This is a genomic window from Amycolatopsis sp. NBC_00348 (genome assembly GCF_036114655.1).
GTDB lineage: Bacteria > Actinomycetota > Actinomycetes > Mycobacteriales > Pseudonocardiaceae > Amycolatopsis.
The window spans coordinates 6429935-6445576 of the sequence record NZ_CP107994.1 but is presented as its reverse complement, the minus strand read 5'-3'; the positions used below and the strand labels follow the sequence as shown (position 1 = coordinate 6445576).

At 70.3% G+C, this 15642-nt stretch carries 14 protein-coding genes; 8 read left to right on the top strand and 6 right to left on the bottom strand.

Annotated elements, in window-relative coordinates; all coding sequences use genetic code 11:
* The first annotated feature begins 91 nt into the window (after positions 1-91).
* Positions 92-1063 (top strand): response regulator transcription factor, encoded by a 972-nt coding sequence (locus tag OHS58_RS27820; protein WP_328644524.1) that lies wholly within the window; start codon positions 92-94, stop codon positions 1061-1063.
* On the opposite strand, the gene OHS58_RS27815 is transcribed toward OHS58_RS27820, so the two are convergent.
* The 5 genes from OHS58_RS27815 to OHS58_RS27795 all read right to left on the bottom strand — a co-directional run bounded on the left by OHS58_RS27815 (position 1017) and on the right by OHS58_RS27795 (position 7409).
* Positions 1017-2162, bottom strand: a complete 1146-nt coding sequence (locus OHS58_RS27815) for an NAD(P)/FAD-dependent oxidoreductase (protein ID WP_328644523.1) — start codon at positions 2160-2162, stop codon at positions 1017-1019. The genes OHS58_RS27820 and OHS58_RS27815 overlap by 47 nt on opposite strands.
* Positions 2159-2479, bottom strand: coding sequence for a bifunctional 3-phenylpropionate/cinnamic acid dioxygenase ferredoxin subunit (locus OHS58_RS27810; protein ID WP_328644522.1), 321 nt, complete (start codon positions 2477-2479; stop codon positions 2159-2161). The genes OHS58_RS27815 and OHS58_RS27810 overlap by 4 nt, the downstream gene beginning before the upstream one ends.
* Positions 2480-2663: 184 nt before the next feature.
* Entirely contained in the window at positions 2664-4331 is a 1668-nt protein-coding gene (gene betA, locus OHS58_RS27805) for a choline dehydrogenase (RefSeq protein WP_328644521.1), read from the bottom strand.
* A gap of 9 nt (positions 4332-4340) precedes the next feature.
* Positions 4341-5909 (bottom strand): amino acid permease, encoded by a 1569-nt coding sequence (locus tag OHS58_RS27800; RefSeq protein ID WP_326943954.1) that lies wholly within the window; start codon positions 5907-5909, stop codon positions 4341-4343.
* 33 nt (positions 5910-5942) lie between these two features.
* A complete protein-coding gene (locus tag OHS58_RS27795; RefSeq protein ID WP_326958500.1) occupies positions 5943-7409 on the bottom strand; it encodes an aldehyde dehydrogenase family protein in 1467 nt (488 codons plus the stop codon).
* Positions 7410-7568: 159 nt separating this feature from the next.
* On the opposite strand from OHS58_RS27795, the gene OHS58_RS27790 reads away from it, so the two are divergent.
* Both OHS58_RS27790 and OHS58_RS27785 read left to right on the top strand, forming a co-directional pair.
* Positions 7569-8159 (top strand): TetR/AcrR family transcriptional regulator, encoded by a 591-nt coding sequence (locus tag OHS58_RS27790; protein WP_326943952.1) that lies wholly within the window; start codon positions 7569-7571, stop codon positions 8157-8159.
* 252 nt (positions 8160-8411) lie between these two features.
* On the top strand, positions 8412-9530 hold the full coding sequence (locus OHS58_RS27785) for an aromatic ring-hydroxylating oxygenase subunit alpha (protein WP_328644520.1): 1119 nt from the start codon (positions 8412-8414) through the stop codon (positions 9528-9530).
* Positions 9531-9572: 42 nt separating this feature from the next.
* Here OHS58_RS27785 and OHS58_RS27780 read toward each other — a convergent pair whose 3' ends face one another.
* On the bottom strand, positions 9573-10220 hold the full coding sequence (locus OHS58_RS27780) for a GntR family transcriptional regulator (protein WP_326943950.1): 648 nt from the start codon (positions 10218-10220) through the stop codon (positions 9573-9575).
* A 55-nt stretch (positions 10221-10275) separates the two neighbouring features.
* On the opposite strand from OHS58_RS27780, the gene OHS58_RS27775 reads away from it, so the two are divergent.
* Genes OHS58_RS27775 through purU form a run of 5 tightly spaced genes read left to right on the top strand, consistent with a single transcriptional unit; the run spans position 10276 to position 15636 of the window.
* Entirely contained in the window at positions 10276-11505 is a 1230-nt protein-coding gene (locus OHS58_RS27775; RefSeq protein WP_328644519.1) for a sarcosine oxidase subunit beta family protein, read from the top strand.
* Between the two features lie 10 nt (positions 11506-11515).
* Positions 11516-11794: a sarcosine oxidase subunit delta gene (locus OHS58_RS27770; RefSeq protein ID WP_328644518.1), complete on the top strand. Its 279-nt coding sequence runs from the start codon at positions 11516-11518 to the stop codon at positions 11792-11794.
* Positions 11791-14328 carry a 2Fe-2S iron-sulfur cluster-binding protein gene (locus OHS58_RS27765; protein ID WP_328644517.1) on the top strand — a complete coding sequence of 846 codons (2538 nt, stop codon included), beginning with the start codon at positions 11791-11793 and terminating at the stop codon, positions 14326-14328. Before OHS58_RS27770 ends, OHS58_RS27765 begins: the two co-directional genes overlap by 4 nt.
* The gene (locus tag OHS58_RS27760; RefSeq protein ID WP_328644516.1) at positions 14318-14797 is read left to right on the top strand and encodes a sarcosine oxidase subunit gamma; all 480 of its coding nucleotides are present in this window, start codon (positions 14318-14320) and stop codon (positions 14795-14797) included. The genes OHS58_RS27765 and OHS58_RS27760 overlap by 11 nt, the downstream gene beginning before the upstream one ends.
* Positions 14794-15636, top strand: a complete 843-nt coding sequence (purU, locus tag OHS58_RS27755; RefSeq protein ID WP_328644515.1) for a formyltetrahydrofolate deformylase — start codon at positions 14794-14796, stop codon at positions 15634-15636. Before OHS58_RS27760 ends, purU begins: the two co-directional genes overlap by 4 nt.
* Positions 15637-15642 lie beyond the last annotated feature (6 nt).

Below are 15642 nucleotides of genomic sequence, written 5' to 3'. Positions count from 1 at the left end.
TCTTGCCATCATCGCCGATCGGCCGTAATAATTACCATACCTTCTGACAAATTCGGACGGTTTCGGTCCGACGCAGGCGAGGAGGTGACCCGTGGCCGTCATCGGCAGGCCGGACGTCCCCGAAGGGCCGCACCGGCGGCTCGTCGACGCACTCCACGAGGTGTACCTGCGCGCCGGAGCGCCGGGCGTGCGGACGATCGCGCAGCGCGGCGGCGTCAGCCGGGACACCGCGCACCGCGTGCTGACGAATCCGGCCCTGCCGACCTGGCCGGCGCTGGAAGCCGTAGTGGCCGCGCTCGGCGGGGACATCGGACGGTTCCGTGCGCTCTGGGTCGCCGCGCGACAGCCGGACGCGGCGCCGGTCGCCGAGCCGCCCGCCGAGTCCGGCGCCGCGGCGGGACCTTCGGTGCGGGTGCTGGTCGTCGAAGACCATCCGCTCTACCGGCACGCGTTGGTACAGGCCATGGACGCGTTCGGGCACGTGGTCGTGGGCACGGCCGCGAACGGGGAAGACGCGGTGTCACTCGCCCTGGAGACCCGGCCCGAGGTGATCCTGATGGACCACTTCCTGCCCGGGCTGCTGGGCATCGACGCGACGGCGCGGATCCGGTCGGCGGATCCGGCCATCCGGGTGCTGATCATCAGCGCCGGCGCGACCGGGGAGCTGACGTTGGCCGCGTTGCGCTCGGGGGCGCACGGCGTGCTGAGCAAGGACGTCGAAGCCGACGGGATCGACCGCGCGATCCGGGCCGTGGCGCGCGGGGAGGTCCACGTGCCCGCCGGGTCCGCCGCGCCGCCCGAAGTCGCCGAGCCGCGCGAAGCCGGCGAACAGGAATTGAAGCCGCGTGAGCGTCGGGTCCTCCAGCTGGTGGCGGAGGGGTACACGGACGTGCAGATCGCCGAGCGGCTCGCGGTCTCGGTCCGCACGGTGCGGAGCTACCTCGACCGCGTCCGCGACAAGACCGGTGAGCGGCGCCGTGCGGGACTGGTGCGCGTCGCGCTCGAGAGCGGTTTGGTCAGACCGCGGCCGGGCGGCGCAACGCCTGACGCCTCAAGCGGTTGAACAGCTTCGGATTGTTCAGCGCGAACACCCCGACCGTCACGCCGTCACGCTGGTAGGTCGCCACGAACGACTCGTCCGCCGGGCCGCCCTCGACGAAGGTGAGCGCGTCGTCCGGGCGTGGGTGCCCGGCCAGCTGCAGCGTGCCCGCGTATTGGTCCGACCAGACGTACCCGCTCGGCGTGTACGTGCGTTCGGTCCGTCCGGCCAGGAGGTTGCCCACCGCGACCGGGGCCTGCTCGGACGCGTTCGTCCAGTGCTCGTGGCGCCGTCCGACGCCGTCGGCGTGGTAGCGGGCGACGTCGCCGATCGCCACCACCTGCGGCAGGTCCGTCACCAGGCCCGCGTCCGTGTGGACGCCGTTGCCGGTCGTCAGGCCGGAGCCCGCCAGCCAGTCCGTGGCCGGGGTCATGCCGACGCCCACCACGACCACGTCCGCCGGTACCAGGGAACCGTCGGCCAGGTGGACGCCGGATTCGGACAGGCTCGCGACCGCGACGCCGCAGCGCAGGTCCGTGCCGTGGTCGGCGTGCAGCCGCGCGCAGACCGCCGCCAGCTCCGGGCCCAGCACCGGGGCCAAAGGCGCGTTCAGAGCTTCCAAGACGACCACGTCGAGGCCCAGCGAACGGCACGTCGAGGCCACCTCGGCGCCGATGAAACCCGCCCCGACGATCGCCACGCGCACCCCGGGGACCAGTGTGGCTCGCAGTGCCAGCGCGTCGTCGATCGTCCGCAGCGTGTGGGCGCGCTCGAAGCCCGGCAGCGTGCGCGCGCGGCCGCCGGTGGCGATGACGACGCCGTCCGCGTGCACCGAGCTGCCGTCCGAGAGGTGCACCCGGCGGGCGGCCGGGTCCAGGGACGTTGCGCGGACGCCGAGGCGGAAGTCCAGGGCCAGCGACGCGAGGTCGCCGGCGTCGAGCAGCTCCAGCGCGGCGCGGGAGGTCGTCCCGGCCAGGAAACCCTTGGACAGCGGCGGCCGGTCGTACGGCAGGTGCGCTTCCTCGCCGATCAGCACCACGCCGCCGTCGTAGCCCTGCGCGCGCAGCTCCTGCGCGGCGCGGACCCCGGCCAGCGAAGCGCCGACGACCGCGACGCGCTTCACGCGGCGTCCTCGCGGGCCACGCCCTGGACGTGGATGACGCCGTCGTCGACCAGCACGGTGTACGTCCGCACCGGGACCTTCGCCGGCAGGCAGCTCGGCACACCCGTGCGCAGGTCGAACAGCGCCGCGTGCAGCGGGCACTCGACGAAGCAGCCTTCGAGCCAGCCGTCGGCCAGCGAGGCGTCCTGGTGGGTGCACGTGTCGTCGATGGCGTACAGCTCGCCGTCCTCGGTGTGGAACACCGCGATGGCGGGAGACCCCGGGATCCGGACGGACTCACCCGGGGGCAGCTCGTCGACGGTGCATGCGCGAATCATGACGCCTCCGCTAACTGTTGCGCATTGAGGAACATCGACTGTGATCCGCAACAAGTGTGAATTCGCCGGAGGGCGTCGTCAAGGGGGTACGCCCCGGTAGTTTCCGTTACCCGGTAACGGAGAACCCGGGCAGCACGACGCGCCCGTACCGGGGATGGCGGTACGGGCGCGTCGACGTCCGGCGCTAGTGCGCCGCGGCCTCGCCGTGGCGGTAGAACGGCTGCTTCAGCGGGGCCAGCGGGGTGTTGCCGAGGATCAGGTCCGCGGCCTTCTCCGCGGTCATCATCACCGGCGCGTAGATGTTGCCGTTGGGGATGTAGGGCATGACCGACGCGTCGACCACGCGCAGGCCCTCGGTGCCGTGCACCCGCATCGTCTGCGGGTCGACGACGGCCCCTTCGTCGACGCCCATCTTGGCCGTGCACGACGGGTGCAGCGCCGTCTCGGCGTCCTTCGCGACCCAGTCCAGGATCTCGTCGTCGGTCTCCACCGACGGTCCCGGCGAGATCTCCCCGCCGTTGTACCGGCCCATCGCGGACTGGTTGAGGATCTTCCGCGCCACCCGCACGGCTTCGATCCACTCCTTGCGGTCGTTCTCGGTCGACAGGTAGTTGAACTTGATCGCCGGGTGCTGCCGCGGGTCGGTCGAGGTGAGCTTCACCGAGCCGCGGGTGTCGGCGTACATCGGGCCGACGTGCACCTGGTAGCCGTGGCCTTCCGTGGGCGCCGACCCGTCGTAGCGGATCGCCACCGGCAGGAAGTGGAACATCAGGTTCGGGTACTTCACCTCGTCGTTCGACCGGACGAACCCGCCGCCCTCGAAGTGGTTCGTCGCGGCCGGGCCGTTCCGCAGGAACAGCCACTGCGCGCCGATGTAGGGCCGCTTCCACTTGGCCAGCGACGGCTGCATCGACACCGGTTCCTTGCAGGCGTACTGGATGTACACCTCCAGGTGATCCTGCAGGTTCTCGCCGACGCCCGGCAGGTCCTTCACGACGTCGATGCCGAGCTTCTCCAGGTCGGCCGCGTGGCCGACGCCGGAGAGCTGCAGCAGCTGCGGGCTGTTGATCGCGCCGCCGCAGAGGATGATCTCCTTGCCGTACACCTCGGCCGGCACGCCCCGGCCTTCGCTGTACTCGACGCCGATCGCGCGGGTGCCGTCGAAGAGGATCTGCGAGACGAACGCGTGCGTCTTCACCGTGAGGTTGGCCCGGTGCTCGACCGGGTGCAGGTAGGCGCCGGCCGCGGAGAGCCGTCGTCCTTTCCGGACGTTGCGGTCGAACGCCGCGAAGCCCTCCTGCCGGTAGCCGTTGACGTCGTCGGTGCGCGGGTAACCCGCTTCCTCGGCGGCGTCGAAGAAGGCCTGGAACAACGGGTTGGTCGCCGGGCCGCGTTCGAGTTCGAGCGGCCCGTCGTGGCCGCGCCACTGCCCGTCCGGCGCGTCGGCGAGGCAGTTCTCCATGCGCTGGAAGTACGGCAGGCAGTGCGCGTAGTCCCATGTGGACATGCCCGGGTCGCCGGCCCAGCGCTCGTAGTCCAGCGGGTTGCCGCGCTGGAAGATCATCCCGTTGATGCTCGACGAGCCGCCGAGCACCTTGCCGCGGGCGTGGTAGATGCGGCGCCGGTTCATGTGCGGCTCGGGCTCGCTGCGGTAGCCCCAGTCGTAGAACTTCGACCCGATCGGGAACGTCAGCGCGGCCGGCATGTGGATGAAGACGTCCCACTTGTAGTCGGTCCGGCCGGCTTCCAGGACGAGGACCTTGTTCGACGGGTTCGCCGACAGCCGGTTCGCCAGCGCGCAGCCCGCCGAGCCACCGCCGACGATGACGAAGTCGTAGGTATCGGAACTCATGGGGCCTCCTCAGCCGGGTAGCGTGTCCGGGGCATTGTCGGGCATGTGCTCGGGGCTCGTGTGCGACGAACCCCAGGTACCGCGCCGGATGTAGAGCATGATCGCACCGACGAGGACGATCAGCCCGGTGACGATCACCGCGCCCCACTGGAAGTACCAGTGGTCGTCGCCGTAGACCTCGGCGCGCGGCCAGATCAGGTTGACCGTCATCGCGGCGCCGTAGACGACCGCGACCAGGTTCACCAGCGTGCCCCAGCGGCCGAGCTTGAAGTACGGCCCGTGGCCCGGGCGCGGCCAGCCACCGCGCAGGCGGCGGATCAGCATCGGGCCGGTGACCATCAGGTAGGGGATGTAGAACAGGATGATCGCCGTCGAGGTCAGGATGAAGAACGCCCGCTGGTTGCCCAGGTTGATCAGCAGCACCACGATCGTGAGGCCGCCGGTGAGCAGCGCGGGCACGACCGGCGTCTTCGAGCGCGGCGACACCTTGGCCATCGCCTTGCTGAACGGCAGCCGGCCGTCGCGGGACATCGCCCACGTCATCCGGATCGCCGCGGTCTGCACGGCCAGGCAGCACACCGTGATCGCGATCGCCGAGCAGATCAGGAAGGCGTCGCCGAGGCCCTCGCCGAGGGTGCTCTTCAGCAGGTACGGCATGCCGGACGTGCTCAGCTCCTTGGCGTTGAGGTCGCCGACGGCCATCATGCCCACGAGCATCATCAGCCCGCCGACGATGAACGCGGCGGTGATCGCCCGCAGGATCGCGCGGGGTGCGTGCCGCCGCGGCTGCGTCGTCTCCTCGGCCAGCGAACCGGCGGTGTCGAAGCCGTAGAAGACGTACGCGCTCATGAGCGACGCGACCAGGAAGGCGCCGAGGTACCCGAACGTGTGACCCTCACCGGTGCCGTGGGTGTCGAAGACGATGCCCGGGCCGCGCTTGATGTGGATGGCGAGCGCGATCACGAGCAGCACGCTCGCGCCGAGCTCCACCGCGACGCCGAAGTTGTTGATCTTCGCCATCAGCCTGACGCCGATGAGGTTCACGACCGTGGCGAACACGACCAGGATGAGCGCCAGGATGATGGCGTTCTGCGCACCACCCGGTGTCGACGTCAGGCCGGCGTCGTCGTCGCTGCCGACGATCTGGAACGCGGTCGACACCTGCGGCAGGATGATCTGGTAGGCCACCGCGACGGCCGCGGCCGTGACGATCGCGCCGATGATCATGATCCAGCCGGCCAGCCAGGACGTCGCGGGCTTCGCGATCTGCTTCGCCCACTGGTACACCGAGCCGGCGAGCGGGAACTGCCCGGCCAGCTCGGCGAAGCAGAGGGCGACGGCGGCCTGGCCGATGAAGACCAGCGGCCACGTCCAGATGAAGGCCGGTCCGCCCGAGCCGAAGCCGAAGAAGAACAGCTGGAACACGCCGGTCAGGATGGAGATGTAGCTGAACCCGGCGGCGAAGCTGGAGAACGAGCCGAGCGAGCGCTCGAGTTCCTGGCGGTAGCCGAACTTCTCGAGCTCGGAGCTGTCGTCCGGGGCAGGCCCCCCGCCCGCCTTCTGCGAATCGATGGTCATCGTCGGTCCTCACGTGGTGGGGTGGGGGAGTGATCAGCCCTTGAACCAGTGCTGCGGAACGGGATCGATGTTCTGGTAGACGTGCTTGCTCTCCTGGTACTCCGCCAGCCCGGACGGTCCGAGCTCGCGGCCGATGCCGGACCGGCCGAACCCGCCCCACTCCGCCTGCGGCAGGTAGGGGTGGTAGTCGTTGATCCACACGGTGCCGTGGCGCAGGGCCCCGGCGACCCGCTGGGCGCGGGACGCGTCCGACGTCCACACGGCTCCGGCGAGCCCGTACTCGGTGTCGTTGGCCAGCGCGATCGCGTCGGCCTCTTCTCGGAAGCGTTCGACGGTGACGACCGGGCCGAAGACCTCTTCCCGGACCACCGCCATGTCCCTGGTGCAGCCGGAGAACACCGTCGGGCGCAGGAAGAAACCGCTTTCGTACTGGGCGCCTTCGGGTCGCTTGCCGCCGGCTCGCAGTGTCGCGCCTTCCCGGAGAGCGCTTTCGATGTAGCCCTCGACCTTGGCGCGGTGCTGCGCCGAGACGAGCGGGCCCGTCTCGGTGGCGGGATCGAGGCCGTCGCCGACCCGGATCGCGTCGGCGCGCGCGGCGAGGTCCGCCACGAACCGGTCATGGATGCCATCCTGGACGATCAAGCGCGCGCCCGCCGAGCACACCTGTCCCGAATGGACGAACGCGGCCATCAGCGCGTAGTCGAGGGCGGTGTCGTACGCGGCGTCGTCGAACACCACGTTCGGGTTCTTGCCGCCGAGCTCCAGGGCGACCCGGCGGACGCCCTTCGCGGCGGCCGTCATGATCTTCTCGCCGGTCGCGTAGCCGCCGGTGAACGAGACGAGGTCCACGGCCGGGTGCTCGACCATCGCGGCGCCGACGGGACCGGGGCCGAGCAGGAGGTTGACGACGCCCGGCGGGACGCCGGCCTCGTCGAGCAGCGCGACCAGCTTGATCGTGGTCAGCGGCGTCACCTCGCTCGGCTTGAGCACCATCGTGTTGCCCGCGGCCAGCGCCGGGGCGACCTTCCAGGACATCTGCAGCAGCGGGTAGTTCCACGGCGCGATCAGCGCGCAGACGCCGACGGGCTCGTGCACGATCCGGCTGACGACGGTCGCGCTGCCGGCGTCGACCATCCGGCCGGCGTCCTTGCCGGCGAGGTCGGCGTAGTAGCGGAAGACGTTCGTCACGTCGTCGATGTCGATCCCGCCCTCGCCCAGCGTCTTGCCGGTGTCGAGGCTCTCGGTGCGGGCCAGGTCCTCGCGGTCGCGGACCAGCAGGCCGGCGACGCGGCGGAGGAGTTCACCGCGCTCGGTGGCGGTGGTCGTGCGCCACGGACCGGCGTCGAAGGCCCGCCGCGCGGCTTCGACGGCGGCGTCGACCTCCGCGGGCCCGGCCTCGGCGACCTTCTCGATCACCTGGCCGGTGGCGGGGTTGAGCACGTCGGAGGCGGTGCCGCCGGCGGCGTCCGTCCAACCTCCGTCGATGTACAGGTCCTTCATGCGGCCCCTTCCGATTCGGTAGTGGCTGCCTGGTCGCGCTTGAGTGCGTACATTTGTACGCGAGACGTGTACAGATGTCCACAAGTAGGGTCCGTCAGGTCGGCGTGCGACGATCTGTCCGTCGCGCCGGAGACGCACGAAGGGGGCTGCTCGACACCGATGTCGAAGACCGAATCCACCACGGCGTCCACGGCCGGCCGGCGGCGCGGCCCCAACGACCCCGACCGGCGCGCGCGGATCGCCAAGGCGGCGATCGAGGTCGTCGCCCAGCGGGGCATCGACGGCCTCACCCACCGCGCGGTCGCCGCCGCCGCGGGCGTGCCGCTGGGCTCGACGACCTACCACTTCGCGACCCTGGACGACCTGCTCGAGGTGGCGCTGCACGAGGCCGCCGAGAAGAACGTCCACGCGCTGAAGGAGTGGGAAGCGGCGCTGCCGCCGGACGCCGACTTCGCCGCGGCGCTGGCCGACCTGGTCATGGGCTACATCAACGAGCAGTACCGCGACACCGTCGTCGAGTACGACCTGTACGTCGCGGCCCTGCACCGCCCCCGCCTCCGCGCGGCGAGCGCGGCCTGGGACGACGCCCTCACCGAGCTGTACGGCATCCGCACCGACCCGCTCACCGGCCGGCTCCTGGCCGGCCTGTTCTGCGGCCTCCTCATGCAGGCCGCCCTGGCCGACCCCCGCCCGACCCGCGAGGAGATCGAAACCCTCTTCCGCCGGGCCATCCACGGCCCGGCCCTGTGATCAGAACGCCGGCACGCGTGATTGAGGGGTCGACACGGCGGGCTGGGGTGCGTTGGGCCGTGTTGACCCTCCAATCACGCGAGTTGACCCTGTAATCACGCGTGTCGACTGAAACGTGCCGGAAATCTTGGGCGGGCGTTGAAAACTCGGGTTGACAGCGGTCGTCGGCGGCAGTCACTCTGTTCCGGAGTGAGCAACAAGACGCGTTCTGCGCAACTACTCCCGTACTGACCGCGGAGAGGACCCCCGACGGTGACCACTACCGATCTCCCGCCGAGCCTGCTCGCCACGCTGCCCGGCTCCTACTACACCGATCCGGCGATCTTCGCGCTGGAGCAGGCGAAGATCTTCGAGGCCGACTGGTTCTGCGCCGTGCGCAGCGCGGACCTCGCCGGGCCCGGGGCGTTCGAGACGGTCCGGATCGGCAAGGAGAGCGTCCTGGTCTCGCGGGGGCGCGACGGGAAGCTGAACGCGTTCCTCAACGTCTGCCGCCACCGCGGCGCGCGGCTGTGCACCGCCGAGTCCGGCACCGTGAAGCGCGCGTTCCAGTGCCCGTACCACGCCTGGACGTACGGCCTCGACGGCAAGCTGATCGCCGCGCCGAACCTCACCGGCATGCCGGACGTCGACCGCACGACGTTCGGGCTCACCCGCGTCCACCTGCGCGAATGGCTCGGCTACGCGTGGGTCTGCCTGGCCGCCGAGCCGCCGCCGTTCGAGGGCAGCGTGGTCGCCGCGGTCACCGAACGGCTCGGCGGCGAGCGCGCGATCGAGGCGTACGGCGTCGACGGCCTCGCGCTCGGCAAGCGCATCGAGTACGACGTGAAGGCGAACTGGAAACAGATCATCGAGAACTTCATGGAGTGCTACCACTGCGCGACGATCCACCCGGAGCTCACCGAGGTGCTGCCGGAGTTCGCCGACGGCTACGCGGCGCAGTACTACGTCGGCCACGGCGCGGAGTTCGGCGGCGAGGTCCAGGGCTTCACCGTCGACGGCAGCGCGGGCGTCGAGCGGCTGCCCGGCGTCACCGAGGACCAGGACCGCAAGTACTACGCCGTCACCATCCGGCCGCAGGTGTTCGTCAACCTGGTGCCCGACCACGTGATCCTGCACCGGATGTTCCCGCTGGCCCCGGACCGCACGCTGGTGCGCTGCGACTGGCTCTACCTGCCCGGCGTCGTCGAGTCCGGGCGTGACCTGACGCGCTCGGTCGAGCTGTTCCACCGCGTCAACCTGCAGGACTTCGAGGCGTGCGAACGCTGCCAGGTCGCGATGGACTCGCGCGCCTACGCCGGCGGCGGGGTGCTCGTGCCCAGCGAGCACCACATCGGCGAGTTCCACGACTGGGTCCGTGGTCGCCTCTCGTGAGTGTTTAGGGCGGTTCTAACCGCCCTAAACACTCACGAGGCTTCAGATGAGCGCGCGGATGGCGGCCTCGAAGCCGGCGACGTGCTCCAGCGTGAGTGCGGCGGCCTTCTCGGCGTCGCCTTCGATGATCGCGGTGAGGAGCGGGACGTGTTCGTCGACGTGGCCGGCCATCCCGGGCAGCCGGGGGACGAACACGCACCAGATCCGCGTCGCGAGGTTGTCGTACCGGATGAGCGTGTCCTCGAGGAACGGGTTGTGCACGCACCGGTAGATCGCCCGGTGCAGTGCGAGGTCGGTGCGCAGCAGCTCGGCGTTGTCCCCGGCCGGGACGCCGGCGTCGAGCCGCCCGCGCAGCTCGGTGAGCGTGGCCCGGTCGGCCTCGGTCGCGCGCCCGGCCGCGGCGGCGGTGGCCATCGGCTCCAGCGTGCGCCGGACCTCGGAGATGTGCGCGAGGTCGGAGATGTTGACGTCGGTGGCGAACGTGCCCCGCCGCGGGTAGGCGACGACCAGCCGCTCGGACTCGAGGCGTTTGAGCGCCTCGCGGATCGGCGTGCGGCCCATGCCGAGGGTGGTGCCGAGCCACTCCTCGTTGATCGGGTCGCCCGGCCGGATGTCGAGCATGACCAGGCGATCACGGACGAAGAGGTACGCCTGCTCCGCCAGCGATGGGGGATTGACCTGTGGGTTCACGCCGCTTAGCCTACATCGACAATTGATATATCAGAAGTCGACCAGGAGGATACGGATGCCTCGCACCCCCGGCGCGGACCTGCCGGACCACCCTGACTTCCTCTGGAACGACCCCGACCCGAAGCCGGCCTACGACGTCGTCGTGGTGGGCGGCGGCGGGCACGGCCTCGCCACCGCCTACTACCTGGCGAAGGTGCACGGCATCACGAACGTCGCCGTGCTGGAGAAGGGCTGGCTCGCGGGCGGCAACATGGCCCGCAACACCACGATCATCCGCTCCAACTACCTCTGGGACGAGAGTTCCGGCATCTACGAGCACTCCCTCAAGCTGTGGGAAGGCCTCGAAGAGGACCTCGGTTACCCGATCCTGTTCAGCCAGCGCGGGGTGCTCAACCTCGCGCACAGCCTGCAGGACGTCCGTGACAGCGTCCGCCGCGTCGAAGCCAACAAGCTCAACGGCATCGACGCCGAGTGGGTGGACGCCGGCGGCGTCAAAGAGCTGTGCCCGATCGTCAACACCTCGCCGGACGTCCGCTACCCGGTGCTCGGCGCGACCTACCAGCCGCGCGCGGGCATCGCGAAGCACGACTACGTGGCCTGGGGCTTCGCCCGCGCGGCGCACGCGATGGGTGTCGACCTCATCCAGAACTGCGAGGTCACCGGCATCTCCACGGTGAACGGCCGGGTCACCGCGGTCGAGACGTCGCGGGGCCGGATTGCCGCGGGGAAGGTCGCGCTGTGCGCCGCCGGGCACTCGTCGGTGCTGGCGAAGATGGTCGGCCTCGACCTGCCGCTGGTGTCGCACCCGTTGCAGGCCCTGGTGTCCGAGCTGCTGGAGCCGATCCACCCGACGGTCGTCATGTCGAACGCCGTGCACGTCTACGTTTCCCAGGCGCACAAGGGCGAACTCGTCATGGGTGCCGGCATCGACAGCTACAACGGCTACGGCCAGCGCGGCTCGTTCCACGTCATCGAGCAGCAGATGGCCGCCGCGCTGGAGCTGTTCCCGGTGTTCGCGCGGGCGCACCTGCTGCGAACGTGGGCGGGCATCGTCGACGTCAGCCCGGACGCGTCGCCGATCGTCGGGCTCACGCCGGTCGAGAACCTGTTCCTCAACTGCGGCTGGGGCACCGGCGGTTTCAAGGCCACGCCGGGCGTCGGCGACGTCTTCGCGGCGACCATCGCGCGCGGCAAGCCGCACGAGTACGCCGAACCGTTCACCTTGGACCGGTTCACCACCGGTGCCCTCGTCGACGAGCACGGCGCCGCCGCCGTCGCGCATTAGGAGTCTTTTGATGCAGCTCATTCCCTGCCCGTGGTGCGGGCCACGCGAGGAAGCCGAGTTCCACTACGGCGGCCAGGCCCACGTCGCCTACCCCGAGGACCCGGCCGCACTGTCCGATGAGGACTGGGCGAAGTTCGTGTTCTTCCGCGCCAACCCGAGCGGCCCGTTCGCCGAGCGCTGGAGCCACTCCGCGGGCTGCCGCCGGTGGTTCAACGCCGTCCGCGACACCCGCACCCACGACCTCCTGGCGGTCTACCGCCTCGACGAGACCAAGCCGGTGATCTCATGACCCGGCTGTCCGGCGTCCCGCTGAAGTTCACCTTCGACGGCCGCGAGCTGACCGGTTTCCTCGGCGACACCTTGGCTTCCGCGTTGCTGGCCAACGGTATCCACCAGGTCGCGACGAGCATCAAGTACGGCCGGCCGCGCGGCATCGTCGCGGCGGGTGTCGAGGACTCGAACGCCCTGGTGCAGATCGAAGCGCCGTTCCCGGAGCCGATGCTGTCGGCCACCACCGTCGAGTTGTACGACGGCCTGGTCGCGCGCGGCCTGTCCGGGCAAGGTCGCCTGGCCGCCGAGCCCGACCCGGCCCGGTACGACGCCAAGCACGTCCACTGTGACGTCCTGGTCGTCGGCGCCGGAACCGCCGGCCTCGCCGCCGCGGCTGAAGCCGAAGGCCGGGTGCTGCTGGTCGACGACCAGCCCGACGGCGAAGCTCCCGAGGGAGTCCAGTTCCTCTCGCGCACCACGGCGTTCGGCATCTACGACGACGGGTTCGTGCTGGCTCTGGAACGCCGAGGCGAGCCCGCCGCGCCCGAACGGATCTCGCGGCAGCGAGTGTGGCGGATCCGGGCGAAGCGGATCGTCATCGCCACCGGTGCCCACGAGCGGCCGGTCGTGTTCCCGGACAACGACCGCCCGGGCATCATGCTCGCCGGCGCCGCGCGCACCTACCTGAACCGCTACGGCGTCCTGGCCGGGCAGCGCATAGTTGTGTTCACCACCAACGATTCCGCGTACGACGCCGCCTCCGAACTGGCGGAGGCCGGGGCCGAGATCGTGCGGATCGTCGACGCTCGCGAGGGCTACGGCGTCATCGGCACCGACGGCGACGCCCACATCACCGCCGCCCACGTGGCGAAACTGGGCGAGATGCGGGGGGAGCGGGTCGAGTGCGACCTGCTGCTCGTGTCCGGCGGCTGGAACCCGGCCGTGCACCTCTACAGCCAGGCCCGCGGTGCCCTGCGCTACGACCCCCGGCTGGGCGCGTACGTCCCGGCCGGCGACCTCCCGAACGTGAGCGTCGTGGGTGCCGCGGCGGGAGAAGGGCTGCCGGAGGCCATGACGCTCTGGCAGGTGCCGGCGCCGGAGTCCGAAGTGGACACCCGGTTCGTGGACCAGCAGCGGGACGCGACCGTCTCGGACGTCCTGCGCGCCACCGGCGCCGGGCTCCGCTCGCTGGAGCACATCAAGCGCTACACCACCATCGGCACCGCGCACGACCAGGGCAAGACGTCCGGCCTGCTCGCCGCGGGCATCACGGCGGAAGCGCTCGGTGTCGACCTGTCGACGCAGCGGCCGACGACGTTCCGGCCGCCGTACACGCCCGTGTCGTTCGCCGCGCTGGCCGGCCGGTACCGCGGTGACCTGCACGATCCCGTGCGCGTCACCATGATCCACCCGTGGCACGTCGAGCACGGCGCCGAGTTCGAGAACGTCGGCCAGTGGAAACGGCCGTGGTACTACCCGCGACCCGGCGAGACGATGCACGACGCCGTCCAGCGCGAATGCCGCGCGGCGCGCACCGACGTCGCCGTCATGGACGGGTCCACCCTGGGCAAGATCGACGTCCAGGGCCCGGACGCCGCCGCGTTCCTCGACCTGCTTTACACGAACATGATGAGCAACCTGCGCGTCGGCCGCATCCGCTACGGCGTGATGTGCGGCGTCGACGGCATGGTCATCGACGACGGCACGGTCATCCGCGTCGCCGAGGACCGGTTCCTCGTCACCACCACGACCGGCAACGCGGCCATGGTCCTCGAATGGATGGAGGAGTGGCTGCAGACGGAATGGCCGCACCTCAACGTCTTCGCGACGTCCGTCACCGAACATTGGGCCACGCTCCCACTGGTCGGCCCCCGCTCCCGGGAAGTGCTGGGCCGGTTGGCGCCGGACCTCGACGTCTCCAACGACGCCTTCGGGTTCATGACCTGGCAGGACGCCGAGGTCGCCGGGCTCAAGGCGCGGGTCTGCCGGATCAGCTTCTCCGGCGAACTGGCCTACGAGATCAACGTCCCGTCCTGGTACGGCCGCGCGCTGTGGGAGTCCATAGTGGACGAAGGCGCCACGTCGTACGGCACCGAGACCATGCACGTCCTGCGCGCCGAGAAGGGTTACCCGATCATCGGCCAGGACACCGACGGCACGGTCACCCCGCAGGACCTCGGCATGGCCTGGGCGGTCTCCAAGAAGAAGGTCGACTTCCTCGGCAGGCGTTCGTTCGCCCGCGCGGAGAACAACCGACCCGATCGCAAGCAACTCGTCGGGCTGCTGCCCGTCGATCCGTCGGTGCTGCTGCCGGAGGGTTCGCAGATCATCGAAAGCGAAGTCGTCCCGCAACCACCGGTGCGGATGCTCGGTCACGTCACCTCCAGCTACCACAGCGCCGCGCTCGAACGGACCTTCGCGCTGGCCCTGGTGCGCTCCGGGCGCGAGCGCGTCGGCGAAACGCTGTACGTCCCGGTCGGCGACCAGGTGGTGCCGGTGACCGTGACCGAGTCCGTGCTCTTCGACAAGGAAGGAGCCCGCCGTGACGGCTGAAGCGGTCGAAGAACCGTTCCGCACGCAGCTCACCGTGCGCCTGCGGGACGGACACACCCTGCTCGGCGTCGACCTGCCCGGGCCGTGCACCTTCACCAGCGGCAACGGCGTCGACGTCCTCTGGATGGGCCCCGACGAGTACCTCGTGCTCGCCGAACCCGGCCGCCAGGCCGAGCTGGAAGCGGCACTTTCACGTGAAAGTGCCGTCTTGGCGGTGGTCGACGTTTCCGCGCAGCGCGTGACCGTGCGGCTCACCGGGGCGCACGCGCGGGACGTGCTCGCCCACGGCTGCTCGATCGACCTCGATCCGTCCGTGTCGCCGCCGGGGACCTGCGTGCAGACGTTGTTGGCGCGCACCGGGATCGTGCTCATGGTCCGGGAAGACGGCTTCACGATCCTCGTGCGGCAGTCGTTCGCGAACTACTTCACGACCTGGCTGGCCGACGCGAGTCCGGAGTACGTCTCGTGACCTTCATCTTGACCCTCAACTGCCCCGAACGGTCGGGCATCGTGCACGCCGTCACGACGTTCCTCGTCGGGCAGGGCTGCGACATCGTCGAGCACCAGCAGTTCGACGACGACGTCCGCGGCTCGCTGTTCCTGCGCACGTCGTTCACCGCACCCGAGCCGACCACAGTGGACGATCTGCGACGCGACTTCGCCGTGGTGGCCGGGGACTTCGGAATGGAGTTCGGCCTCTCCGACGGGACACCGCCGCGAATCCTGGTGATGGTGTCGAAGTTCGGGCACTGCCTCAACGACCTGCTGTTCCGCTGGCGTGCCGGCGCCCTCGGCGCGGACATCGCCGTGGTCGTGTCCAACCACGAGGACCTGCGGCCGATGGCCGAGGCGGCCGGCGTGCCGTTCGAGCACGTGCCGGTGACGCCGGAGACCAAACCCGAGGCCGAGCAGCGGCTGCTCGACCTGGTCGGCGAGTACCAGGCCGATCTCGTCGTGCTCGCGAGGTACATGCAGGTGCTGTCCAACGACCTGTGCCTCAAACTCGAGGGCCGCGCGATCAACATCCACCACTCGTTCCTGCCCGGGTTCAAGGGCGCCAAGCCCTACCACCAGGCCTACGACCGCGGCGTCAAGTACGTCGGCGCGACCGCGCACTACGTCACGCCCGACCTCGACGAAGGCCCGATCATCGAGCAGGAGGTCGCGCGCGTCGACCACACCTACTCGCCGCGCGAGCTGGTGACCGTCGGGCGCGACGCCGAAGCGCTCGCCCTGTCCCGCGCGGTGCGTTGGCACTGCGAACGCCGCGTCCTGCTCAACGGCAACAGCACCGTCGTCTTCCGCTAGAAGGAG